Below are 23,955 nucleotides of genomic sequence, written 5' to 3'. Positions count from 1 at the left end.
TGGACTTCTAATGCTGACTTTTTCCGAAAATGCTGAAGATTGATTTTTTGAAATGGTTAGTTTTAGCTAAAGTCAATAGATGTGGTTATTTTTGAATAGTTCGGTTAAAAGCCCAATCCTATTGATGTAGTGGAATAATATTGAAATTTAAAAGACAATATCTTGTATCTTGTATCTTGTATCTTTTATCTTTTATCAATTTCTAAACATCTTATTTCTTCCGGTTTTATATCTGGAGATATCTTTTAAAATCACCTCATCATCGGGATTGAAGTGTTTTAACTCATTGACAATTTCAGAGCGGCTTTCTACTTTTTCTGCAATAATTTCGTAGGCTATATTTCGGGTGACGGCTTGCAGCTTGGGATCTTTTTTAAACTCATGCTTCATGGCATCCAGATAAATGATTTTTTTGTAAAAAGGAGTTTTATCGTAAAGGTTACGGATTTCTGTTTCAAGTTTTCGGGTATCAGATATATTGGCAAAATAATTATTCAAACAATTGAAGGAGTCTTTATTCTCTTCCCAACCTTTCAATAAGACTTTTTGTGCCTCTTCGGTATTTTCCATTTTTTTCCGGTATATCAAAGAAGCTTTTACCATTTGATGATTGGTGATATACTCATCTGCCACCATTTGATAATAGGCATGGGCATTTTTCAGATCACTCATTTCTTTATAGAGGTCTCCCACTTTCTCCTTTTGCTCCATTTCTTTATAAAGGTCAATGGCTTTTTTATATTGTTTGGCCTTTTCATAACATGCTGCGGCATCAGATTTATTTTTTAATTTTTTAAGATAGACCGCTGCAGCTTCATTATAAAAGCCACCATCTTCCAATGTTTTTGCGCCCCGATAATTATCCTGAAGCAGGTTCATATAAACTTTTGCCGCCTTTTTGTAATCCTTCTCGGCAATGTATTTTTGTGCCAGTTCTTCATATTTACTTCTGATCTTATCAAACAATGAGTTTTCGAGATAAAAGTTACCACCGCCACCACTTCTTTTCCGGGAATTTCGTTCATTCTGTTCTTTATCTTTCAAAGCAGCAATCACCATAAAAATAATAAAGGCTACGATAAGAAAAAGGAATAATGTTCCTACAACACTCCAGAAGCTCTCATGAAACAGCTGAGCGACAATTCCGATGATTTTAAACATGGCCAGCAGGACAAAAGCAGCCATAAATTTGTCGATAAACTTCTGTCTATTCATCATCTTCTGAGTTTAAAATTGTTTTATCCTCCCTGAAAAGACGGTACAGAAGCAGCATCACGCAGATTACAAGCAGCCAAACAAACCAATTATAACCGAACATTTTCACCAACGGATAAAAAAGATACACCAGCATTGCCACCAGGACCGCAATCAGGAAAAATTTGATCCATCCCGGTACATGATCTCCACCGAGATTAAAAAATTTGCCTTTGACAATGAAAGAATATAACCCCACTGCACCAATCATCGCTATCACCAGATATAAAACATCCGACACCGGAGTGTCTTCCTTCTTTATACTTCCTCCTGTATCAATTCCTGTGATTTTTGAGTTTTTCCCGTAATACCGTGAAGGATCAGCCAGGTCAACAGTTCCGTATAACCTTCCCAGAGAGTCTTCGATGAGTGCCTGTCTTTTCTTCAAAAGGTATTTGACGACATCCCCATTTACAGGTTTTCCTTTGGTATATTGTTTCAGGGAATCTGATATTTTACGTTTTAAATTTTCTGTTTTTTCTTCAATATGCTTTTTAATTCTTTTGGTGTAAATAATTTTAAGTGAATCCCTGCTTTTTTGTTCTCTGTTTCCCAGTTTTTCAATATCGTGTCCTATTTCACTTACTTCCCTGCCTCCTGATTTTTTATATTCTTTTTTCTCCTTCTCATTTTTGGCTTCCATCATACCAGCTGTAAGAAGTTCATTGGAAAGACCTCTTCTTTTGAGGAAGTACATAGAATCTATTTTCTGATCGATTTCAGAGGTTCCGGACTGGAAGGCAATCATATCTGACGGGGCCTTTACAGCATCTGTGAAAACAGTTCCCGACGATTTTCCCGTTGTCTCTCCTTCTGATGTATTGTTATCTGATGGCAATACAATTCTTAAAACAATAGCTATGGCAATGACTGCCCAGAAAATTTTACGAAATTTTTTGGTCCCGGCAGTCTCCGGTTTACCTTCCTGGTTAGTTCCGAATAAACCTTCCAGCCAGGTAAATTTTGCAAAGCCATTTCCACGAGACGTTCCCATGACATCCAGAGGAACTCCCAATTCTATAGCCCTTTCCGGATATTTTTCAATATATTTTAAATACTTTTCTATTTCTTTTTTGTTTCCGGCCATTACTTTTTTAAGATCAAATGGCAGGTTATTCATCCATTCTTCCTCAGTTTGTCGCGGTTCTAATGTTTCAAGGACTTTTTCATCATCCATTTCAACCGTATAACTTTCTATTTTCTGAGGGATTTTTACTCCGTTCAGCGGCCTTCTGACGGGCTCACTGATTTTTCCCGGATCCTGAATTAATGCTATCCAATCTATAGGTTCGGACAGTTTTACCAGTCCAAATCCGGGATGCATGATAATAAAAGGGGCATCCAGCTGTTGCCAGTCTTCAGGAGTAATTTTAGGATAAAATGTACTATTTTCCGGAATAAAAAGCCTGTCATCCACCCATTGAAAATAGGCATTCCTGCCAATTTCCTGAGGAGCATGATCTTTAAAAACGAGAAAACATCCATAGAGAATATGGGGTTCGTTATCCGGAATAGCATATGCCTGTACACCGCTAAGGTCAATACCGAGGATTTCCATTTCCTGAAGCCATATCAGCGGTGAAGCCCCTTTAATTAAAAGGCCTTTTTTAGGATAATTATTTTTCGGAAAAGGGTGTATTCTAAGCTCCATAATCCAAAATCTGCTCTATAAATGCTTTCAAAAACCGTTGACACATTTCATCCATTGTTTTTACCTTCAACAGGGCTTGTTCCGGAAGATAATATTCGGAGCCTCCAAATTCGGTATACGTCGCAAGTGCCAGATACCCATTAAGGGTGGAAGGAATAAAAAATTCTTCAATTCCTTTATTGCTGCTTCTGAAAGTCAGCATTCCACGGGAATCTGTAATGATTTCACTTCCGTCAGGGAAGGTAAATTTATTTTTATTCTGTTCTGCAAAAATTGTAATTTCACCTCTGTTTTTGGAAAAATCCAATGTATTTTCAGAGGCACTGTACAGTTTATTTCCGGAAACAACAAGATCTCCGGAATTAGTGATCCCGATTCCATTAAAATTACTAATGATTTTCAGTCCGCTTCTGTTCAGTTTGGCCACTTCTGCCTGTGCCTTGATATTGTTTTTTTCTATTTCTCTATCTTTAGTGGAAATGACTTCTACTGAGATTTTTCCGTCTATATTTATTCTGTAAACAGTATCATTTGAAGGTTCATGCAGGTAAAAGCTTTTACCGAAATAAATTAAATGATAAGATTCAGGAATATGTAATCCCGTAAGATTCTGTTCCGAATATTCCCTTGTATTCAGATTCAGCTTGGAAACTAACTTTTTATCATATTGGTACTGGCATAAAATAAAATGCTGTTGCTTATTTTTTGCCATAGCAAACTGTCCCCTTGGTTTTACAGATATATTTTCAAATAAAACTTCACAACCATGGAAGGTTTTATAGTAATCATAGGAATGTCTATCGTAATAGTTATCTGAAAGGTATGTTTTCAGTAACTGTTTTTTAGAACTGAGGATATAAAACTCTCCTTCATATAAGAACCGGGCTATTGTATTAACGGGTGCGGGAAACAAAATAGGATAATTTTGTGGCAGATCGGTTTTCTTTCCATTTCTGTGATCGTTCTTTTGTTTTTGTTGTGGCGGATTGGCCCATAGCTCCTGAAGAGGAAGTTTTATTTTCTGAATATGCTTCCTTGTTCCCAGATGATGTTTATAAAAATTAATTTCTCCATCAGCGGTAGTTGTTACCAGAAATTTAAGTCTGTCTCTGTTTTCATGGATAATTTTCTGAACTTTTTCATCAGCCATATTTTCCTGATGGGTAATGAAAAACACCTCAATATCTTTTTCGGTATGCTGTTCGGTAAAGAATTTCCCCAGTGCTTCCGACACTTGCAGAACAGAGCTTACCTGATTAAGGTTTTCAATCACATCCTCCACTTTATCCAAAGAAATCGGAATTCCTGATTGTCCGAGAGCAAAAACTTTACATTCTGAGTGGGCTTTAGGGTGTTTAATGACAGCGAGAGCGGAGGCGAACGCCAGTACTTTTGGGGTGCCCCAGTTTCTTAGAGAGGTATCGATTAAAATAATTCTTTCAAAAATATTTTCTTCCGGCGGTATTTCCCTTTGGATGTACAAGACTTCGTTATTGGCTACACGATTCATAAATACTTCCTCATCGTTCGCAAATTCTGAAAGGAGCATCCTGTGAAAATCTCCTTTGTTGGTCATATCGGATATTCCTCCGACAGGTTGTTCTCCCGGGGAAAGATGGCGCATCGGAATTTTTAATCCGCTCCATATTCTTTTGATCAGGCTTCCGACCTGAAAGGTTTTAGGATCTTCGGTAAGCTCTCTGATAAAGTCTTTATCTGTATTGGCTGTGGCTTCTTCCTGTATCACCTCATCATCCAGTTCCGGCTCTCCAATGAGATCTTTCATGGCATCAATGATCGATTGAACGTCAGGAAATTTCGTATTCAGGTCTAAAGCGCTTAAATCTCTATTTAAATCAGAAGGCCTTGCATGTTTTTTTTTCAGCGCAGGTCTCAATTTCATGAGGTCTCTTACTATAAATTTGTAGATTGAAGGCTGCAACTACTGATGATGTTCTATTATGCCCATTTTTGAATAAGGTTTGGAGAAGAACAATTTTATTTTGCTTTTGTTTGTAAATTTTGGGAAGAGATTGTACCTTTTTAAGAAATTCAATCTGCTTTTCTGCTTTGAAATCAACATCACCTACGCTGTAAAAGTTTACGGTCTTTCTCAAAGGTTTCTCAAAATCGATGTATCCGTCCTGCATGGCATACAAAACCATTAGCAATGCCCCGAATGGCGGCCAACCTTGTGGCTGAAGTTCTTTTAAAATTTCCATTACGTAAGGCCTGTACGCAATGGCCCCTACTCCCGGTACTGAGAGAAGGTTGTTGTTGTGATATCCGGAATCACCGGGAACATCTTCATCGGTTTTCCATTCCCAGAAATAATTTTCGTAGGACTGGAAATAGGCCTTTAATTCCATTCTTTTGATTTTATGGTAAGACGGAAAGAACTTACTGACAGTGGTTGGAAATCAGAGTTCCCGATGGAAAGGAAATTTCCGTTTTCATCCCACAAAAGCCATCCGTCTGAATCTTTATTATATTTTTGTTGCAGAAATATGCTCATATTTTTAAACTCAAAATCAAAACCTGCTGGTAGTAAATGTCCGTCTTTTTCCCAAAAGGCTTTTCCGGGAAGGCTTACAATAGGGTTTCCTATGAAAAGCGCATATTCTCCTATCAAAGTCCATTTTATTTTTTCAAGTTTAAATTTTGGAACTCCTGCTATAATTTCTTTAATATCTGATATTTTTGTTAATAATGCGACGGCTGGCTGTTCTTCACTTAATTCTTTTATATTAATTGTTATCTTTTCATCAATTCCGAAATAATTTTGATTGGAAGCGGGAAATCTTAGCCGTAAAGCTTTATCAATAGGGGTCCAGAGAAGTCCGGTTCTCATTTTTTTACTGGGGACCAATGCCTCTTTTTTAAACAGAAGTCCTTCGCGAAGTTCATACAGCAAAAAATCCGGCAGCTGATGAATTTCCGCAGATAAAGCCTGTTCATCGGTGAATCCTTTAAGCCATATGGTTTGATCATCTGTTGCAATATGGATATTCTTCCAGTCTCTGACAGAGCCCAGAAAATCTTCTCCTGCACGGGGTAATTCCGCCCAGAATTCTTTTATATGGTCTGAAGAATTTTCTGCCATAAGCTTTCAATTTCCTGCTGGATATATTGTTTCTGTTCGGGATTTCTGATCCAGTCACAACGGGTCTGCAGATATCTTAATTTATCTTTGATCACATTCTGTTCTTCGAAACTCAAGGTTCCTTCATTCCATTTATCAACAAGAATTTTCACGTCTTTCATCACGTCTTCAGGATTGGGGGTTTTATTCTGCATGGCCTGAGGATGTGAACGGGGATGATCATCTTTTTCAATGGTCCTGTTGATGATGCCTTCAAGAATTTCGATTTGTTCTTCTGTATCCCAAATATGCTTCAATACCCAAAGGTCAGACAGGACGGCTTCATTTCTTCCACAGATTAAAGCACTTGCTGCAATAAGATTCTGGAGTTTCACTGCTCTACGGTCTGAAATACTTATTCCCGTATTTCTAAGGCTCATAATGGTATTGAGATACACTTCATAAATGGGTTTAAGATCCACTGTTCTGCAGAGTTTCTGGAGTTCTCTGATTTCATCGGCATGAATTCCCGGAACTTCTGTTTCTTCTTCATTTTCGAGTTTTCTTCCTGCTAAAAGTACTTGCTGTAATAATTCCGGATTTACATAATCAACATTGATACGTATCAGAAAACGGTCAAACAAGGCATTCAAAGCTTCATCTTCGGGTAGTACGTTACTGGCTCCCACAAACATCAGAGCGGGCAGGTGTTTGGATTCTTTTCCTCTTTTGAAAATCTTTTCGTTCAAAGCCGTCAGAAGAGAGTTCAGGATAGCTGAATTGGCATTGAAAATCTCATCCAGAAAAACCATTGAAGCTTCCGGCATCATTCCTTCAGTGTTGGTGAGAAGCTCACCCTCTTTTAATCTCCGGATATCAAAAGGACCGAAAATTTCATTAGGTTCCGTGAAACGTGTTAACAGATATTCAAAATTTTTACCGTCCTGAACGGTTTTTGACAATGTTCTTACAATAGCAGATTTTGCCGTACCTGGGGGACCGTACAAAAAAGCATTTTCTCTGGCCAGCAGACAGATCCCCAACAGGTCTACCACATCATTTTTACCAACAAATGTATCTTTTACATAGTTGAGAGCCGTATTGAGTTTATTGATATTCTGTATCATTAATTTTCTTGGGTTATTATTTTTAGTTCTCTCCAGAATGCCTCTTTATGCATCCCGAATTCTGCCATCAGCAATTTATTGATCAACGGAATTTCTGCCAGTTTATAATCTTTCTTTTCTACAATTCTTTCCAGATATAATTTTCGGTAGGTTTTGTTTTCCAATTCTTTTTCCCAATTTATATTTTTAAGGTCGCAATCATAACCAATTCCGGAATAATGGAAAACGCTTAGAATATCTTCCAGCATTTTGATCAGTATATCTTCCGGATCTGCAGAATATAATGCGGTTATTATCTCCGGTAAAAATCGCAGTGATAAATCAGCCGAAAGTATAGCAGAAACATCTCTGCTTCCTTTAAATCCTGGAATAAGCCTGCTAAGATCTTTATCAGTATTCTCTCTGATCATATACAACTGAGCACTATGGTACAGTACTTTTGCTGCCCAAACCGCTGTTTTTTTATCATACGCAACCTGATCAGATAAAAACTCCAATCTTTCTTTTTCAAATTCTGTTTCAAAATATACTTCTGCACCTTCTTCCTCTTTCATGGAAATCTCCTGCAAGCTGGAAAAAAGTGTGATGCATTCGTTTTGTCTGAGCAAAAAGATTGTGTCTAGGAATGGTGATCTGGTATCCATCATCTAACAAAAATAAAATTATTTCGTTTAGAATAAAATTTTTAATCAAAGTATTGGTGTTAAATACCGTAACGGAATTTTTTAATGTGAAAAACTGATTAATCAAGAAACCGTGCGTTGTCAGTATTTTAAACCTTGACAACGCACGGCAGGAGTTAAGCGACAATTTCAATGATATTATTTTCCGGATCGAGAATTACACTTTCATAATAGCCATCTCCTGTCGTACGGGGTTCTCCGGCAATCGTATACCCATCTTGTCTCAGGAGATTGGTAAGGTCATCGACTTTTTCTTTGCTTCCTGCTGAAAATGCCAGATGTATGATTCCAAACTGTTGGGAATCGTAGGAGTTTCCCCCTTCCTGAATATCAGGCCTTGTCATGATTTCAATACGGCATCCATTCTCAAAACTCAGGAAATAAGACTGAAATTTCTTAAGAGGATTATCATATTTTTCATTGGAAACAGCTCCGAAATATTTCTGATAGAAAGCTCTTGATTTTTCAAGATCTCTGACCCAGATAGCGATGTGTTCAATTTTCATTTTTTAAATTTTAGCTGATTGAATAGAGCAAAAATAACGGATGGAGCTTCCTGATACACGCTCCGTATTGTTCTGTTTTTGTTCTGTATGTACCGGGTTTACATTTTGTCAGAAAGAATATGAAATTTATAAAGGTCTTGCTGTATTTTAGGATTTACAATATTTATTCCGAATATCCTGTAGATTTTATTGCCATGATTTGCCTATCTTGTTTCAGTCATGACAATACTGTCAGCAATCTAAAAGTTATTATCTTTGCGGCAGTCAAAATAAAATTATGAGTATTCACATCAGTGCCAACAAAGGAGAAATTGCTAAAGTAGTATTACAGCCGGGGGATCCGCTTCGTGCACAGTACATTGCTGAAAATTATTTAGAAAATGCTGAACTGGTAAGCAAAACCAGAGGAATATTGTATTATACCGGTCTTTACAAAGGTAAAGAAATCACTGTAGGAGCCAGTGGAATGGGTTTTCCGAGCATCGGGATCTATTCTTTTGAGCTGTATACAGAATATGAAGTAGAAACCATCATCAGAATCGGAACTTGTGGTGCTTATAATACGGATCTTAAGCTTTTTGATCTTTTAAATATTGAAAATGCTGCCAGCGAAAGTACTTATGCTAAATACGCTTGGGGAATTGAAGATGAGATTCTTCCTCACCAGGGAAATATCTTTAGTACGATCAATGAAACGGCTAAAGAATTATCATTGAATGCCAAAGCAATCAACATCCACAGTAGTGATATTTTCTACAGAAAAGATCCTGCTACTCCTGAAATTGCTACAAAATACAACTGCCCTGCAGTAGAGATGGAAGCTTTCGGATTGTTTGCCAATGCACAGCACTTAGGAAAAAATGCCGCAACGATTCTTACGGTAACGGATATCATTCCTACTCACGAAAAAATCTCAGCTGACCAAAGAGAAAAAGCTTTGAATCCAATGATGGAACTGGCTTTGGAATCGGCAATCAAGAGTTTATAAGAAGTCCGGGACGCCGGCCAGGAGAATGCGCAAACTGCTATAAAAAAAGAGCTTTACTTTAGTGTAGAGCTCTTTTTATATTCTGAAAAACTGTCTGGCAGTTTCTGTGGTTTCGTCTGCAACTTCGGAAATTTCTATTCTTTTTAAACGGGCAATTGTTTGTGCCACATAGGGCAAAAATGAGGGCTCATTTCTCCTGTTCTGTATTCTGGGCATATTTTTCGGAAGCATGAACGGAGCATCGGTTTCAATCATCATTCTATCGAGCGGAACATACCTGATCACCTCTTCCAGATGCTTAAATCTTCTTTCGTCGCTGATAGCCCCGGTAAACCCAAGGTAAAATCCTTTATCCAGGTATATTTTTGCTTCATCCAAAGTTCCGGTGAAACAATGAACTGCAGCTTCCGGTAATTGTGAAATATATTCGTCTGTTATTTCATTCAACCTTTTAAAGGCTGCTCTTTCGTGTAGAAAAAGAGGTTTATTGACTTCTATGGCCAGCTCAAGTTGTGCTTTATAACATTTTTCCTGTATGGGCCTCGGAGAAAAATCGCGGTCAAAATCAAGCCCGCACTCTCCTACAGAAATAACGTGATCTTGTTCCAAAAGGTTTTTAAGCTCCCTGATGCTTTGGTCAGTCAATGATTTAGCGTCATGAGGATGTATTCCGGCTGTTGAAAATAAAATATCCCGGTATTCTTCTGCGATTTGAGCAGACTCTTTGCTGCCTCGTACGCTTGTTCCCGTGAGAATCATATGATCTACCCCTTGATCCAAGGCCCTGTTGATAATTTCATCATGTTCATTACAGAACTGTTTATTGGTCAGATTAATGCCAATATCGATGTAAGTGTTCATTTTTTACTGATTTATTATATTTTGCAGCAAAGCTACCAGGTTAGTACGCAACCTTTTTACGGTATTCAGTTATTCATTGATAAATTTTTCGAGAAAACCGATGAGCTTTGTTCCGCCATGACTCCAGCGCAGGCCGTGTCCTTCTTTTTCTCTGACTTCAAAAACAAGGCCGTGTTTATAGTGGAAGAATACATTCCACCAGGTTTGGTGTTCAAGAATATCATAGATTTTAGCCATCACTTTTTCCTGCTTTTGCTGATTATTTCCTTTGATTTCACCCCAGAAGTCATCATCCATTCTTCCGATATGTTTTTCCCAGGCTCTCTGGGCAATGGTAATTTCATTGTTAAAAGGTTCCAGACAGGCTTTTATCAAAACTGGTTTAACGGGAGGAGCTGCATTTTCATCGCGAATACTTGCTGATGTCAGTCTCTGACCTAAGAGAATAAGCCAGTCTTCAAACGGAATTGTCTCTAAAATTTGTGCTTTTACCTCATCGGACTGATCATTTCCAAGAATACCTATAAAGTTTTCGAAGATTTCCTGCCTGTTGATTTTTATTTCTTCATTAAAGTAAGGCAGGTCATATTCCAAAATACCAGCTTGATATTTTTCAATATTGCTTTTCAAACTATTTAGATGCTCTTCTGCCAGTACAGCCAGATATTTTTCTTTCCACTCCTTTGAAATAAAGGGAATATATTTTTTTATCAGATTCATTTCAGTATGTTTTCACCAGATTCACCGATAAATTTTCTTTCTCAATCAGATACCCGACAAGGTTAAACCATTCTTTGCAATGATCCAGAATCCAAGCATCTGAGGAAATAATAATTTCTGAACTTTCGGATAAAAATTTATCTGGATTGTATTGAAGCTCAGCCTCCCAGTTGAGATTGTTTTCTTTGGAAAAGTCTAGAATCATTTGTTTAATTCTGCCACTGTTGGAAACCGGCTGATCAAAAATCCAGACTATTTTCCGGATTTTATTCTCCACATGAAAAGCTGCCACCAGTTCAATCGCCTGCAGGGTCTGATGAACCCTTTTATATGTACCGTGAACACCTGAAAGATCACGTAAACATCCGTCCAGCCCTTTAAAAATATAAGCTCCCGAAAGCCAACTTTCTAACAATATCAGGACATTGAACCCATCGAGATAAACTATTTTGTCCTGTAAATCTGAAGCATTCAATTCTTTTGTTTTCCTGGTGGTCAGCTGATGCTCAGATGCTGAAGCTCCCCTCAACGCCTGAACCTGTCTTGTTTTTAACCTGTATCGGTTTCCTACCAGTTCGGATGTTGCTTTTTCTGGATAACCTCTTGTCAGCAAATAGTGCATATCCTGCACAGCCATTCTGAGTTTACCCAACTGATTTTCTGAGTCTAACAAGGGATCATCACCGGTATTCTTTCCACGGTTTCTGTTATTCATATTTCAAAAATACTTTTTTAGGAAGAAATAGGAAAACCTACATCTTAATTAAGTTGAAAGCAAAATATTGTATTGTCGCCAAAGGATCGCCAAGGTTTTTAACAAGCTTCATTTTTTAAGGTACAGGGATTTTATCTTCGGTAAAATTTGTGATCTGTCTATTGTTTGCCACGAATGCAAGATTAAAAAGTTTTTGTCATTCTATGTGCCTATGTGGTTTGAAAATTATAGCCTTACAAATATTAGAAAACGCAACGGAGTGTATCTACGACAATTTTTTACTAATATTTCTCAAAAGATGATTTATTGATTTGAAAATCTTAAAAACGAAAAGCTATGTTTTCTACAACAAAAGAGATATTTTATACAAAGTTTGAAACAGCAATAAGGAATATGTTTGCAAAAGACTTAAAAATACTCTTATGAATACACTGAAAAAATTATGTTATCTGTCTGCAGCAATGCTTTTATCAGCATCTTTTATATCGTGTTCAAATGATGACAATGAAATGATTATTGAACAGCAGACTCCTTCCCAGGTTTTATCTTCCACACCATGGGAAACAACCGGAGCTAAAGATAAAAACGGAAACAGCGTGGCATTAACTGATTCCAGCGTTGCGGGATATGTAGGTTTTGCCTATTTCAAAACTAATGGAAGCTTTGCGATCTATAATTTGACTGATGTCTTAAGGTCGATGGGAACATGGTCTGTAGATGCGCAGGTAAAAACAAGAACTATTTCTTCCCTGAACCCGGACGGAACCACTATTTTTACCCGTGATGTTGAAATTCTTGTTTTAAACAAAAATGAATTTACTTACAGAATACGTCCTAATTCTGCAGATCCTTCAGTTTATTATGACATTATCCATACAAGAACATCTCATGCTGAACCTGCCAATGGACAGCTTACATTAGCTTCTACCCCCTGGGAAACAACAGGTGCCAAAGATAAGGATGGAAACAGCGTGGCATTAAATGACAATAAAGTGGCCGGTTACGTAGGATATTCTTACTTTAAAGCTAACGGAACCTTTAAAATCTTCGGGCTAAATGATGTTTTACGCTCTGAAGGGACATGGTCTATTTCTCCGGATGGGAAAAAGAGAACACTGACTACCCCTACATTTACCAGAGTCGTGGATATTCTGACTCTCAACGAAACGACATTCACATACAGAATAACGCCTGATGCATCAAATCCGGCTGTATTTTATGATATCATCCATACTAAGGTAAACCATAAGGAACCTTTATAGTATTATTTTTTTGATCACAAGAAACCCCTGCTCAAGCCGAACAGGGGTTTAATTATATGTATTCTTTCCACCATTTTTCCCAGACCGTGTGCTCCAGGTGATCGAGATTTACTTTTTCACCGATGAGCGGCAAGGTAATGGGTTGATGGTTTTCTTCTGCATATTTTGAGATCAGTTCCAGAGGTTCGTACCAGGTATGCTGAGACAATTTAAATTTTGAATGGTGTACAGGGATGAAATTTTTCGCCTTCAATTCTTTTACTTCGGTAATAATCTGGTCAGGCAAGGAATGGATGTACGGCCATTTCTCGTTATACTGTCCGCACTCCATTACAGCCAGATCAAAGGGTCCGTATTTTTCTCCTATTTCGGTAAAATGATTTCCATAGCCGCTGTCTCCTCCCAGAAACAGGTTTTTGGATGGGGTTTTCAATACGAATGAAGTCCATAATGAGATATTCCTGTTCAGCAATCTGCCGGAAAAATGTCTTGCCGGTGTCAGCGTAATGGTGAAACCTTCTGCAATACTGATACTTTCCCACCAGTTTTTTTCAATAATTTTTTCCGGTTTCCAGCCCCAGTATTCAAAATGCTGACCGGTACCTAATCCACAAATGACAGTCCCTACATGATTTTTTAAGGCCTGTACGGTTTTAAAATCCAGATGATCCCAGTGATCATGGGAAATAAGGAGGAAATCAATATCAGGCATATGCTCCGGTTTATAATAATCTGCACCCTGGAAAGCTTTGATAGACCCTGGCATTGGAGAAGCATTTCCACTGAAAACCGGATCTATTAAAAATCTTTTACCATCAATCTGTATCAGATAAGAGCTATGTCCAAACCATACGAGAATATTTTCTTCACGGGTAAGGTTTTTGAGATCAGTTGTTACAAAAGGAAGAGCTGTTCGGGGTGATGTATTTTCTATTTTGCATAAGCTGCTCACAAGAGCTTTGGTCATGCTTTCACCTTCTAATAAGGCTGGTGTGACAAGTATATTCTGGAATTTCCCGTTAATATAATTGGGAAGTGTACTGAAATATTCTTTTCTTTTTTCATCGGGGAATTGCCCCAGTTGTTTTACTAAATTCATTCTTCTGGTATTTACATTCTCACTCTTTCTTCTTCCATATCCAATCTGGTTAAATAATGTCTGATGTATTCTTCATCTATATTCATATTGCGTCTGTTTTCTTCGCGAAGCCATATGCGTTGCTGTTCCAGTGCCTCAAAATATATTTTTTTACCTTCATCAGACATTTTATGAATGGAGTCTTCCTTATCTTCTTTCTCCCAACGATCAAGCATACGATTAAAATATTCATTCTCGGCTCTTCTTTCCCTATAGTTTTCGTTAAGATAATGCAGGGCTACACGACGCATTTCTCTCCGCAGAAAATGTTCGGATTCTTCTTTCGACCAATACCTTCCTCCGGAATCTGATAAGTTGAGCTTCCTGATCAGCGCCGGCAATGTAAGTCCCTGAAGGATTAATGTGACCAGAATCACTACAAAGGTAATAAAGAGAATCAGATCACGATGTGGAAAGGGTTGTCCGTTATCCATCAGTACCGGGATGGATAATGCGGCTGCCAGGGAAACCACTCCGCGCATTCCCGTCCAGCCCATCAGAACGGGAAGTTTCATCCCCGGGCTTCTGTCTGCAACGTTGATATAATTCCGCATTATCATTGTTGTAAATACCGCCCCAAAAGAAGCCAGAAACCGGACTACAATCAATACTGCCGTAATCACGAGACTATAATTGACGGCATCTGAAAAGCTTACTCCTTCTTTACGTAGCCCCACCATAATTTCAGGGAGATCTAATCCTATTAATAAAAATACAATTCCATTGATTAAAAATACAAAGCTTTCCCATACGTTGGATCCTTTCAATCTTGATTCCGGGGTTCTGAAGATCTCATGTCTCCTGACCGAAAGAAACAATCCGCCGCTTACTACGGCCAATACTCCGGAAGCATGAACTTCTTCTGCAGCAATATACATCACATAAGGTGCTACAAGACTTAATATCGCATCCATATTGACATCTGTAGGGAATATTTTTTCGATCTTCAAAAAGATATAGGCAAGCAACACACCTATTCCCAATCCTCCGAAGATCATCCATCCAAAGCTTGCAAGAGCGTCCTGCCATAAAAACTGGCCTGTAGCGACAGCCACCATGGCAAACCTGAATATAATCAAAGAAGAGGCATCATTGAAAAGGCTTTCTCCTTCTAAAACTGTAGAAACATTTTTAGGAACTTTTACAAATTTCAAAATCGCCCCGGCACTTACCGCATCCGGAGGAGATACTATGCCTCCCAATACAAAACCTAAAGCCAAAGAAAACCCCGGAATATAGTAATTGGCTACAAAGGCAACTGAAATTGCAGTAAGAAAAACCACGATAAATGCAAAGCTTGTAATGACACGTCTTAGCTTCCATATTTCTTTCCATGAAACGGCAAAAGCGGCCTCATATAAAAGGGGTGGCAGAAAAATAATGAAGATCAGTTCAGGATCAATTTTGATAACAGGCAAACCGGGAATAAAACTTATAAGTAATCCTGCAATGACCAGAATAATAGGATATGCAACTTTCAAACGATTGGCCAGCATAATAGAGCCAATGATTACGAGGACGAGTCCTAAGTAATAAATAAAATTTTCCACCATTGTCTTTTCAATTAATTTTTAAACCTAATGATATATTTTATTTGGTTTTAATCTCAATAGAAAAATAAATATAAGCAATAGATTCGGAAAATGTTATTTTTTTAACAATTTGGTTTTTACCTGGTAGTAATTAAATTGAAATATTGTAAGATAAAATTTAATTTATTTTTGTCTCAGGTCAGGCGGATTACACAGATCTTTATAAAAATATCTAAGTCAACTATACTGAGAGAACGACATTTTATTTTTCTGCTAGGTCTTATTTTACCAGCCATATCACCAAAAGAGTAAATACCATAATAAGTCCCAACATCAATGCAACTGTGCCGAGTATACTTTTCCAGTACTGTAGGGCATTAAACCGGAAGTTTTCAGGATTGATGTAAAAGGCATCGAATACGAAAGGATCTACTCTTAGATCTGGTCTGAAATAGACAATTCCCTGAATAAATTTTCTTCTGAGTGCCCTTTTATTGCCGGTGTAATAGCTAAATCCGGGATCTATTTTACCAAAATCAACCTCAACAACGTCATCATCATACCTTAATTTCAGAAACCAGGTTTTAACTTTTTGCGCTACCCCGACATCATACACATCGGCAAGGCTCCACCCCTGAATCTGACTGTAAAGAATTTCTTCTTTACTTCCGTTTATTTTATAATAGTGAAGTCCTTCATTATCTACCAGAATTTTAGTCACCCTTTCTGCGGAAGCTTTTTTACCCTGACGGAATAAACGATAACCGATGTAAATCAACGCCGGATAATATACCAAGGCAAGTATGATAAAAGCTGTTACGTTCTTGGCCAACAGAAACGGGAATACCAGAAACATTACAATAGCCACCAATAAAAAAATCGGGCAAAAAATCCTGATCAGCCACGTTATGATCCACCAGGGTTTTGATTCCAGTGGTAAAAATTCTTTCTCTACATATTCTTGCATAATCTCAAGATATGAAAAAAAGACTATAAAAACAAAAAAGAGCTGCAATAGTGCTGCAGCTCTTTTTGTACAAAATTAAAATAAAGATGTTCTTAAAACTATGATATACTATGTGTTTTTTCAGTAGTGGTATTATAAGTTTCGGAAAAGACATTGTCTACGAACCTCCATTCTGCCTGAGCGCTTCCTGGAGTAAACTTTATATGCAGATAACCTCTTTTATGAAGGTTAGCATACTCAAGGTCATCGATCAGTAACGAAAATGCCTGAGCCAGTTCCTGAGCTTTAGCAGGATCGGAGCTAATTCCCAGATAGCCTTCTAATCCGGGTGAAGAGACTGAGCTGCATGCCAATTCTGTTCCAATGAAATTTCCCTGTGCGTTGTTGAGTTTACCCAACCATGCATTGTGTGTATCTCCTGCCAGAACGACTACATTCTTCCCCGCCAAAATAGAATAAAGTTGTTCTCTTTCCATAAAGTAGCCATCCCATGCGTCCAGATTGTAAGGGAGAGTGGTTTTTATTCTGGCGATTTCCTGTGGTGTTAAAGCCGGATCTTGCTGCTGATATCTTTTTTTGATAACAATCAATTGGGCCAATGTGGTCTGAAGGGCCTGCATTGTTGCAGGCTGTGCACTTCCATACTTTTTTATTTCACCCAGAATCTGATTGAGCAGCATCAATAATTCGGCAGGAACCAACATTTTGGTCATGAGGATCTGTTGCCCCAGCACTTTCCATTTCGCTGTATCTGTATTAATCTGAGATCCCAGCCAGGCCATTTGCTCACTTCCGATCAGTTTTCTGCCTGTACTTAGAAAGTCTGTCTGAAACTCTGCCTGTTTAAAGTTTCCTGAACTATCCAGATAATCTGAATATTCCATTTGTTTGTCCCTTGCAATCACTCTTGTATCCATCATGTAAAGGGAAAGTATATTTCCGAAATTAAAACTTCTGTAAATTCTAAGATCTTTTCCGGTTTTTAAGGGAATGTACTCGCTGTATGCCTGGAATGCCGCCATTTTTCTTGCCTGAAAATCGCCTTCGTCCGGCTGATGATTTTCTGCTCCGGTTTTATAAGTATCGTTGGCAAATTCGTGGTCATCCCAAACACAGATAAATGGTTTTTTCTGGTGAAGAAGCTGAAGGTTTTTATCTCCTCTGTACTGCCTGTATCGTTCTCTGTAATCATCAAGGGTAAGAATTTCTTTAGCGGGCTTATGAGCTCTTCCCAGTGGGTTGGTGTAAGGATTGGTTCCGTATTGTCCCGGTGCATATTCATAAATGTAATCACCAAGGTGCACCACAACATCTGCTTCGGACTGAGCAATGGCTCCATAGACGTTAAAAAGTCCGGCCGGAAAATTAGAACAGGAAACGACGGCCATTTTCACATCATTCACGGAATCAGATTTGGATGGTAATGTCAATGTTTCTCCAATAACACTGGTTTCTTTCGTAGTTCTGTTATAAAACCTGTAATAGTATTTTGTATGGGAAGGAATATTCTGTACATCAATGGCAATGGTAAAATCATTAACAGTCGTTGCATTGGCTTTTCCACGTCTTATGACTTCTGAGAAAGTATTATTTTTACTGATTTCCCAGGTAATTTCAGCATTGGAGCCCGCTGAATATCTTGTCCAGATAATTACTCCTGTTGCTCCGGGATCAAAACTGGCTACCCCGGATTCAAATCCTGAATTTTTTAACCCGTCCGGAGCTGCGTCTGCATCACCGGTGAAATCATCACTACAGCTTTCAATAAGAGGTGCGATAAAAAATCCACCGGCTGCTAATAATGAATTTTTCAGAAATCTCCTTCTGCTGAATTGGTTGTTGTTTTCCATCATTACTTTTTTGCAAAGCAACGGTATCTGAAGAAGAAGGCTGTTAACTGAGTTTTAATTATTTTTTATGGTTTTTTAAACGGATGTTTAACTACAGTTTACAAAGGATAATTAATTGTAGTTTTATAATGTCTGAGTAGATAGTCATAGATTACCATTTCAAATAATCTTTGATCAGATATGAAAAGTCTGTTGATATTCATATGAAATATACTTTGAAAAAAAACCTGTAAGGACATTCCTAAAGATTGGTTTTCATTATGGTTGATAATATTTTGAAATGCAAGATTGCCTGCCAGAATATTAATAATATATTCCCGTTCTTTAGAAAATTCTTCAGAAGTAAGAAAATCAACAAATTTTAATTTGAATTCTCTATACTTTTTATCTAATTGTGAATTGAGTTTTTTATCTGCATTAAACTCTTGTTTAAAAACATTATTGAAATTCCTGATCCATCCTAGTTTCTCCGGAATAGTAAGATTGATTTCGTCGAGAGTCTGATCAATATAATACATAGAAACAATAATTTTTTCCTCATCATCATAATGCAAGCACTGCAGAGTAAATTCGCTATTGTTTTGGAATAAGGTTTCGGCATCATCCATTGTATTTTCTCCATATCTCTCTATTTCCCTATTGTAAGTATCTACAATAATATTGGAGATTTCTCCACTTTCTGTATATTCCTTTAAGGCATCATTGATTTTTTCAAAAATTGTATTGTAATTATTTATATTACTGACCTTCAGCCTTATTCTTAGGTGTGGCTCCGGATCAGTATAACGAATGAAAAACCATTTTGAGATATGATTATTTTTTTGAAGATCTTCTATAAAAAAAGCAATAGCTTCTTCCAAAATAATATCAGCAGTTTTTACTCCTGTATAAATTTTAATATACAGCCATTCACTTCCGGGAAAAAATTGTCTCTGGGACACCATTATAATTTTTAATTTTTATACATAGGAAAGACAAATTCATATCTAAAGTCACAATTTTCATTGTACAGAAACTCTTCAATATTGATCGACTTTTCACTTTTTATAGTTTGAATAAAAAGTTTTGCCATATCATAATTTTCCAGATTCATTGTTAATGTATTATCAAACTTTGCCCACTGAATCCAGGGTTTAATTTTTCTTTTTGTTCTCCAGTTTTTCAATTCAGCTAAAAAAAGTTTTTTATCCGGAATCATGGCATCAAGATGAGCAATATCCTTTTCTGTAATTTTCCACCGAGCTTTTGAAAGAATGATATTATTATATTCTACCCTTGGCAGAAATTTATAGATCTGATCTAAACTTCCCCAATCTAAATATAGTTTCGGGTCTGCATTTTGTGAATATAAATCAGAAAGAAAATGATAAACGGGTAAGGAATTAGTAAAATAATTATGAGCGTTTGTTAAATAAGGCCGTACTTCTTTATTAAGCTTTTTAGATCGTAAAATAATATCGTCATTCTTCAAAGAAATATACAAATCATCTACCGATATCTGATTTTCTTTATTTAAAACCGATTGGGCAAGATATGGAATTTCATATTGTCTTAAAGTAGGTCTTCGAATTACATTTCCTATTCTTGCTTCCGGTAAATGAATTATTTCAGCTAAAATATATTCAGGATTCAGTTCTTCTTCTTTTTTGTAATTACTTTTGTTAAAGCTTCTATTTTTGATTTTTCTGAACAAAATCTTCCAGAAAAATTAGCAGCACTACTTCCTGTATGACTATTTATAAATAGTTTCTCCTGACTATTGTCTGAAACAATTTCTGCCAGAAAAGAGATCGTATCGGGCAAATTATTCCAGTTTTCTTCAAAATCTTTAAAGTCTTCATCAGACAATTCTATTGTATATTGGCTTTCTAACAAAGCACTTTGTAGTTTCTCATTGAGAATTTTCTGTATAGGATTAAGAATAATAGTACTATTTTGACCTTTCTTTGAATTAGAAATCTTTACATCTTCCAAATACGGATGAATCCCTTTTATGGCACTATTCTGCTTATATCCGATACCGGCTTCAGTATCAAGAGCAAGGCTTAGAGAAACTTCCCGTGTTTCATATCTCTTTGCAAAGGCTTTTTTAAACTTTTCTAATGTAGTACCCTGCTGAGGCTGATGTATTTTATTTAAAAAAATAACCGCCTTCTTCAATTCATTTTTCCAAATCCTTGGTAGAGTGAATTTAATATTGGAATATAAATCTGTCTGGAATAAATACTTTCGGTCATATTGTATTTCAAAGGGCTGTATAAGTTTCTCAATTTCATGATATTTTGAAATATGATTTCCTATTTCCTGGTCTATTTCGTCTATTTTTTGTTTTACAGAAAGTAAAAGAGATATTTCTTTATCTGCTTTAATTCTATGTAAAACTAAGAGTAGGGCTTCCAAAAAGTCTATTCCTGAAACATTAGGTTCAAGTTCGCTTACAAGAACCTGATTATCTACTAGTTCTTCCAAAAAATCCAAAGCATCTTCCCAAGTTATTTCTTCGTTTACAAGAATTTCTGAAAGTTGCTGAATCGTTTTTCCTGCTTTTGAAAATTCTAATATTTGCTGTAATTCTTCTGAAAGAGGAGCTGAGGAGATGATATACTCTCTTTTGCCATTTGCATATTGGTATTCTATATACCGGATTTTATTTCCAAGTTTATAAAGACTGCTGTTTGGAAAGAACAAAAGCTTTTGTCTTATTTCCTGTGTCTTTACAAAATGTTGTCCCAAAGTAACAAGAAAATGCATATCCAGCCTTGTATCTCTAACTAAATCATCAGTATGATCAGATATTTCTCTAACCACATCATCAAAATTCCCTATACTGACATTAGAAAATAAGCCGAATGGGGTACAACGAGTACACATTCGGCTATAATACTTTAAAATGGTATTTTTTAGTTTTTGATATTCTTTTGCAGATATTTCCCGTTCCGAGCTAAAATATTTAGATAGTTCTTCATACAAGTTCGGTGAGGCTAAATAAATGGCTTCCTGAAATACCTTATCATTAAAAATTTCTCTCAACTCTTCATCTGACACTTCTTCACCACCTACTTTTTCATAAAATTTTTTATATGAAAACAAAGGAGTACGCATCATATACTCATTAAAAAACTGATAAGGAAAACGAGGCATTCTACTTCTCTGTATTTTTTTGTTTGGGTTGATAATCCGGATGGCCAAGTTGCCATAATGCAAACGCAAACATTTCTCCAATATTCGAATAACGCTGTGCAACAGGTACATTCCCTGCATGTCCGCCTTCAAAATCTATTTTTAGTAATACCGGATTATTAGATGTGGTACTAGCCATTAATTTAGCGGCATATTTTACAGGCTCCCATACAGCAACTCTCTGATCATTTATTCCTCCTGTAATATAGGTAGCAGGATATTTTGTTCCCTTTTTAATGTGGTGGTAGGAGTCCATCTCGAGTAATGCTTTAAACTCCTTAGGATCTTTTATCGTTCCGAATTCTTTTGGCTGGGCATTAGGAGTTGTTTCATCTCTAATTGGATTCATAACGCCTACTTCAGCAATAACAGCTTTAAACAAATCAGGCCTTTCGGTCATAGCTCTTCCTACTGTAATGCCTCCTGCGCTGGCACCCCAAATTGCCACTTTATCTTTTGCAGTATATTTTTCTTTGATTAAATATTCAGTACAGTCAATCAGATCTCTCCATGTATTGGGTTTTGTTTCTTTTAAACCACCTAGGCGCCACTTTTCTCCTTTTTCACCACCACCTCGTACATGAGCCACTGCAACCATTCCTCCTTGATTCACCCACAGTAAATAAGTAGTAGAAAAGGATGGGTTTATTGAAAGGCCGTATGATCCATAACTATCAATCAAAACCATATTATTTCCGTTTTTCTTAAGATTCTTATTGTAAATCAAAGAAACTGGGATTTCTTCTCCATCTTTTGCTTTTACAGTAATTTCTTTGACAATAATATCTTCAAATTCGGGATATTTTGCAACAGGAGACAAGTTTTCAGGAATGAATGTATTGTTTTTCACATCATATTTGAAACGTTGGCCTTCATTAGCCCAACCAGCACAAATTATCCAGATATCAGAAGAATTTTCTCCCTGAGATTGCAAATTAATACTTCCAGATGCATATGGAAGTTGAATAGGAGTATCTTTTCCATCCTTGTACAGGTATAATTTTGCTTCTACCCCATTTTTAGTTGTAGTATAATAGATTCCGTCTTTTGTAATCTTATAGCTTTTAATAAACTCGTCTTTTTTCTCGGGAACAAGAATTTCCGGATGTTTAAAGTTGGGGTTGTTAATACTAGTTTGGCATAGTTGATTAAATGACGTATTAAATGACGATAAAAAAAATACCTGATCTCCACATATATCAAGATTTCTTACTTTATCACTAGCATCATATAATGGTTTCCAGTTTTTCTTACCATTTAATAAGTCTTTTTTACTGATAAAGAATGTTTTTCTATAGCTTTCATAATCTACTAACATCCCTACATAGTATGGATCCTCTCTGTCAATATCGACAATCATCGGAAAATGTTCGTCGATAATATTTAAATCAGGATTATTTTTAGCAGAAAATACATCATTTATCTTTTTCGGATCTGTTCCGATTTTATATAAAACAGTTCGGGTATTTTTATAAAAATCTAAGGATTTAGAATCCGTAGTAGGGTAATAAAGATAGAAGAAACCGCTATTATCATCTAACCATTTTATGCCTCCGCCACTTACGGGCTCAATCTGTCCAATAACTTCAGGATAAATATATTTTTTCTTGACATCAAGAACAATAACTTCTGCCAATTCCTGTCCTTTTTCCGCCATTGAGATGGCAACCTTACTTCCATCCCAGCTTGGATTTATGTAATTGATTACAAATTCGTGATTTGTTTTTTCATTACTTCTATAACTGCTGGGATCATATAGTAATTCTTCTTTTCCTGATAACCCTTCTCTGGAATACAACTTTGCTACTTTCTCCGTATCATTCTTTTTTAAATAAAAATATTTTTCATTACTTGTCACTTTGAGATTAGTCAAAGAATAGCCCTGTCTTTTATCAAATTCAAGCCTTTTGTTCAAATAATAATTTTTGCTGGGAATAAGGTCTAATACTGATTTTGTATAGGAAGTCTGGGACTTCATCCAGTTCATAGTATTTGTATCATCAAGGTTTTCCAGATTTCTATAATCGTCAGAAATTTTAACTCCAAAATATTCATCTGTAGCACGCACTGATGGAGGTAAATTTGATTGTTGAGCATGAAAGAGGAAAGAAGAAAAGCAAGTAATGAAAAATAAGGGCCTCATAAATAAGTTAGTTATTTTACATGAGTATTTCTTAATGGAGTTGGTGTCTGATCGTCATCGCCATCACTATCAATAGCCATACTACCATTATTACCTGCATTATATCCACCTTTAATTACTTTCATATCGTTAATTTTCATAATTTGTACTTTCTTCAACGATAATTTTTTTTCTTGTTTAACTGATTTTTTCATCTAAATTTATTTTAAATTTTAACACAAATAAAAGGATATTTTTCAAATCAACAATGAAAAGGGCTTACGAATTTATAAATCAATAACATACAACAAACAATA

At 36.5% G+C, this 23,955-nt stretch carries 20 protein-coding genes and 1 pseudogene; 2 read left to right on the top strand and 19 right to left on the bottom strand.

Translation table 11 applies throughout. The features are described from left to right. Positions 1–195: 195 nt before the first annotated feature. The 8 genes from H3Z85_11720 to H3Z85_11685 form a co-directional block, all read right to left on the bottom strand. A complete protein-coding gene (locus H3Z85_11720; protein QPQ53880.1) occupies positions 196–1,215 on the bottom strand; it encodes a hypothetical protein in 1,020 nt (339 codons plus the stop codon). Continuing rightward, positions 1,208–2,905, bottom strand: coding sequence for an APC family permease (locus tag H3Z85_11715; protein QPQ50220.1), 1,698 nt, complete (start codon positions 2,903–2,905; stop codon positions 1,208–1,210). The genes H3Z85_11720 and H3Z85_11715 overlap by 8 nt, the downstream gene beginning before the upstream one ends. After that, positions 2,895–4,808: a hypothetical protein gene (locus H3Z85_11710; protein QPQ50219.1), complete on the bottom strand. Its 1,914-nt coding sequence runs from the start codon at positions 4,806–4,808 to the stop codon at positions 2,895–2,897. Before H3Z85_11710 ends, H3Z85_11715 begins: the two co-directional genes overlap by 11 nt. Next, positions 4,762–5,274, bottom strand: coding sequence for a hypothetical protein (locus tag H3Z85_11705; GenBank protein ID QPQ50218.1), 513 nt, complete (start codon positions 5,272–5,274; stop codon positions 4,762–4,764). The genes H3Z85_11710 and H3Z85_11705 overlap by 47 nt, the downstream gene beginning before the upstream one ends. Beyond that, positions 5,265–6,008: a hypothetical protein gene (locus H3Z85_11700; GenBank protein ID QPQ50217.1), complete on the bottom strand. Its 744-nt coding sequence runs from the start codon at positions 6,006–6,008 to the stop codon at positions 5,265–5,267. The genes H3Z85_11705 and H3Z85_11700 overlap by 10 nt, the downstream gene beginning before the upstream one ends. Further along, positions 5,981–7,114 (bottom strand): AAA family ATPase, encoded by a 1,134-nt coding sequence (locus H3Z85_11695; protein QPQ50216.1) that lies wholly within the window; start codon positions 7,112–7,114, stop codon positions 5,981–5,983. The genes H3Z85_11700 and H3Z85_11695 overlap by 28 nt, the downstream gene beginning before the upstream one ends. Continuing rightward, positions 7,114–7,758: a hypothetical protein gene (locus H3Z85_11690; GenBank protein QPQ53879.1), complete on the bottom strand. Its 645-nt coding sequence runs from the start codon at positions 7,756–7,758 to the stop codon at positions 7,114–7,116. The genes H3Z85_11695 and H3Z85_11690 overlap by 1 nt, the downstream gene beginning before the upstream one ends. A gap of 155 nt (positions 7,759–7,913) precedes the next feature. Further along, on the bottom strand, positions 7,914–8,303 hold the full coding sequence (locus H3Z85_11685) for a VOC family protein (GenBank protein QPQ50215.1): 390 nt from the start codon (positions 8,301–8,303) through the stop codon (positions 7,914–7,916). 277 nt (positions 8,304–8,580) lie between these two features. Here H3Z85_11685 and deoD point away from each other — a divergent pair, with 277 nt between their 5' ends. Then, a complete protein-coding gene (gene deoD, locus H3Z85_11680; GenBank protein QPQ50214.1) occupies positions 8,581–9,291 on the top strand; it encodes a purine-nucleoside phosphorylase in 711 nt (236 codons plus the stop codon). 75 nt (positions 9,292–9,366) lie between these two features. On the opposite strand, the gene H3Z85_11675 is transcribed toward deoD, so the two are convergent. The 3 genes from H3Z85_11675 to H3Z85_11665 all read right to left on the bottom strand — a co-directional run bounded on the left by H3Z85_11675 (position 9,367) and on the right by H3Z85_11665 (position 11,587). After that, a complete protein-coding gene (locus H3Z85_11675) occupies positions 9,367–10,152 on the bottom strand; it encodes a TatD family hydrolase (protein QPQ50213.1) in 786 nt (261 codons plus the stop codon). 69 nt (positions 10,153–10,221) lie between these two features. Further along, positions 10,222–10,872 carry a hypothetical protein gene (locus tag H3Z85_11670; GenBank protein QPQ50212.1) on the bottom strand — a complete coding sequence of 217 codons (651 nt, stop codon included), beginning with the start codon at positions 10,870–10,872 and terminating at the stop codon, positions 10,222–10,224. A 1-nt stretch (position 10,873) separates the two neighbouring features. Next, positions 10,874–11,587, bottom strand: a complete 714-nt coding sequence (locus H3Z85_11665) for a DUF434 domain-containing protein (protein ID QPQ50211.1) — start codon at positions 11,585–11,587, stop codon at positions 10,874–10,876. Between the two features lie 422 nt (positions 11,588–12,009). Here H3Z85_11665 and H3Z85_11660 point away from each other — a divergent pair, with 422 nt between their 5' ends. Then, on the top strand, positions 12,010–12,849 hold the full coding sequence (locus H3Z85_11660; protein ID QPQ50210.1) for a DUF4822 domain-containing protein: 840 nt from the start codon (positions 12,010–12,012) through the stop codon (positions 12,847–12,849). A gap of 52 nt (positions 12,850–12,901) precedes the next feature. Here the strand turns inward: H3Z85_11660 and H3Z85_11655 are convergent, their stop codons facing one another. The 8 genes and pseudogenes from H3Z85_11655 to H3Z85_11620 all read right to left on the bottom strand — a co-directional run bounded on the left by H3Z85_11655 (position 12,902) and on the right by H3Z85_11620 (position 23,853). After that, complete coding sequence (locus H3Z85_11655; GenBank protein ID QPQ50209.1) at positions 12,902–13,948, bottom strand: MBL fold metallo-hydrolase; 1,047 nt, start codon at positions 13,946–13,948, stop codon at positions 12,902–12,904. An 11-nt stretch (positions 13,949–13,959) separates the two neighbouring features. Continuing rightward, positions 13,960–15,540 carry a Na+/H+ antiporter gene (locus H3Z85_11650; protein ID QPQ50208.1) on the bottom strand — a complete coding sequence of 527 codons (1,581 nt, stop codon included), beginning with the start codon at positions 15,538–15,540 and terminating at the stop codon, positions 13,960–13,962. A gap of 259 nt (positions 15,541–15,799) precedes the next feature. Next, positions 15,800–16,486 (bottom strand): hypothetical protein, encoded by a 687-nt coding sequence (locus H3Z85_11645; protein QPQ50207.1) that lies wholly within the window; start codon positions 16,484–16,486, stop codon positions 15,800–15,802. A gap of 98 nt (positions 16,487–16,584) precedes the next feature. Further along, positions 16,585–18,339: an alkaline phosphatase D family protein gene (locus H3Z85_11640; protein QPQ50206.1), complete on the bottom strand. Its 1,755-nt coding sequence runs from the start codon at positions 18,337–18,339 to the stop codon at positions 16,585–16,587. Between the two features lie 95 nt (positions 18,340–18,434). Then, entirely contained in the window at positions 18,435–19,280 is an 846-nt protein-coding gene (locus H3Z85_11635) for a lantibiotic dehydratase (protein QPQ50205.1), read from the bottom strand. A gap of 8 nt (positions 19,281–19,288) precedes the next feature. After that, a pseudogene (locus H3Z85_11630) lies at positions 19,289–21,477 on the bottom strand (lantibiotic dehydratase family protein). A 1-nt stretch (position 21,478) separates the two neighbouring features. Beyond that, on the bottom strand, positions 21,479–23,659 hold the full coding sequence (locus H3Z85_11625; GenBank protein ID QPQ50204.1) for a prolyl oligopeptidase family serine peptidase: 2,181 nt from the start codon (positions 23,657–23,659) through the stop codon (positions 21,479–21,481). Positions 23,660–23,670: 11 nt separating this feature from the next. Continuing rightward, positions 23,671–23,853, bottom strand: a complete 183-nt coding sequence (locus H3Z85_11620) for a hypothetical protein (protein QPQ50203.1) — start codon at positions 23,851–23,853, stop codon at positions 23,671–23,673. Positions 23,854–23,955 lie beyond the last annotated feature (102 nt).

It is taken from the genome of Chryseobacterium indologenes, assembly GCA_016025055.1.
Classification (GTDB): Bacteria; Bacteroidota; Bacteroidia; order Flavobacteriales; family Weeksellaceae; genus Chryseobacterium; species Chryseobacterium indologenes.
This window is presented reverse-complemented; position numbering and strand designations above follow the sequence as displayed.

Excerpts from the sequence above, each read along its gene's own strand:
- H3Z85_11650 (QPQ50208.1), bottom strand. The coding sequence starts at position 15,540 with ATGGTGGAAAATTTTATTTATTACTTAGGACTCGTCCTCGTAATCATT.
- H3Z85_11645 (QPQ50207.1), bottom strand. The coding sequence starts at position 16,486 with ATGCAAGAATATGTAGAGAAAGAATTTTTACCACTGGAATCAAAACCC.
- H3Z85_11705 (QPQ50218.1), bottom strand. The coding sequence starts at position 5,274 with ATGGAATTAAAGGCCTATTTCCAGTCCTACGAAAATTATTTCTGGGAA.
- deoD (QPQ50214.1), top strand. The coding sequence starts at position 8,581 with ATGAGTATTCACATCAGTGCCAACAAAGGAGAAATTGCTAAAGTAGTA.
- H3Z85_11720 (QPQ53880.1), bottom strand. The coding sequence starts at position 1,215 with ATGAATAGACAGAAGTTTATCGACAAATTTATGGCTGCTTTTGTCCTG.
- H3Z85_11660 (QPQ50210.1), top strand. The coding sequence starts at position 12,010 with ATGAATACACTGAAAAAATTATGTTATCTGTCTGCAGCAATGCTTTTA.
- H3Z85_11695 (QPQ50216.1), bottom strand. The coding sequence starts at position 7,114 with ATGATACAGAATATCAATAAACTCAATACGGCTCTCAACTATGTAAAA.
- H3Z85_11675 (QPQ50213.1), bottom strand. The coding sequence starts at position 10,152 with ATGAACACTTACATCGATATTGGCATTAATCTGACCAATAAACAGTTC.
- H3Z85_11700 (QPQ50217.1), bottom strand. The coding sequence starts at position 6,008 with ATGGCAGAAAATTCTTCAGACCATATAAAAGAATTCTGGGCGGAATTA.
- H3Z85_11620 (QPQ50203.1), bottom strand. The coding sequence starts at position 23,853 with ATGAAAAAATCAGTTAAACAAGAAAAAAAATTATCGTTGAAGAAAGTA.
- H3Z85_11625 (QPQ50204.1), bottom strand. The coding sequence starts at position 23,659 with ATGAGGCCCTTATTTTTCATTACTTGCTTTTCTTCTTTCCTCTTTCAT.
- H3Z85_11635 (QPQ50205.1), bottom strand. The coding sequence starts at position 19,280 with ATGGTGTCCCAGAGACAATTTTTTCCCGGAAGTGAATGGCTGTATATT.
- H3Z85_11715 (QPQ50220.1), bottom strand. The coding sequence starts at position 2,905 with ATGGAGCTTAGAATACACCCTTTTCCGAAAAATAATTATCCTAAAAAA.
- H3Z85_11670 (QPQ50212.1), bottom strand. The coding sequence starts at position 10,872 with ATGAATCTGATAAAAAAATATATTCCCTTTATTTCAAAGGAGTGGAAA.
- H3Z85_11665 (QPQ50211.1), bottom strand. The coding sequence starts at position 11,587 with ATGAATAACAGAAACCGTGGAAAGAATACCGGTGATGATCCCTTGTTA.
- H3Z85_11640 (QPQ50206.1), bottom strand. The coding sequence starts at position 18,339 with ATGATGGAAAACAACAACCAATTCAGCAGAAGGAGATTTCTGAAAAAT.
- H3Z85_11710 (QPQ50219.1), bottom strand. The coding sequence starts at position 4,808 with ATGAAATTGAGACCTGCGCTGAAAAAAAAACATGCAAGGCCTTCTGAT.
- H3Z85_11690 (QPQ53879.1), bottom strand. The coding sequence starts at position 7,758 with ATGGATACCAGATCACCATTCCTAGACACAATCTTTTTGCTCAGACAA.
- H3Z85_11655 (QPQ50209.1), bottom strand. The coding sequence starts at position 13,948 with ATGAATTTAGTAAAACAACTGGGGCAATTCCCCGATGAAAAAAGAAAA.
- H3Z85_11685 (QPQ50215.1), bottom strand. The coding sequence starts at position 8,303 with ATGAAAATTGAACACATCGCTATCTGGGTCAGAGATCTTGAAAAATCA.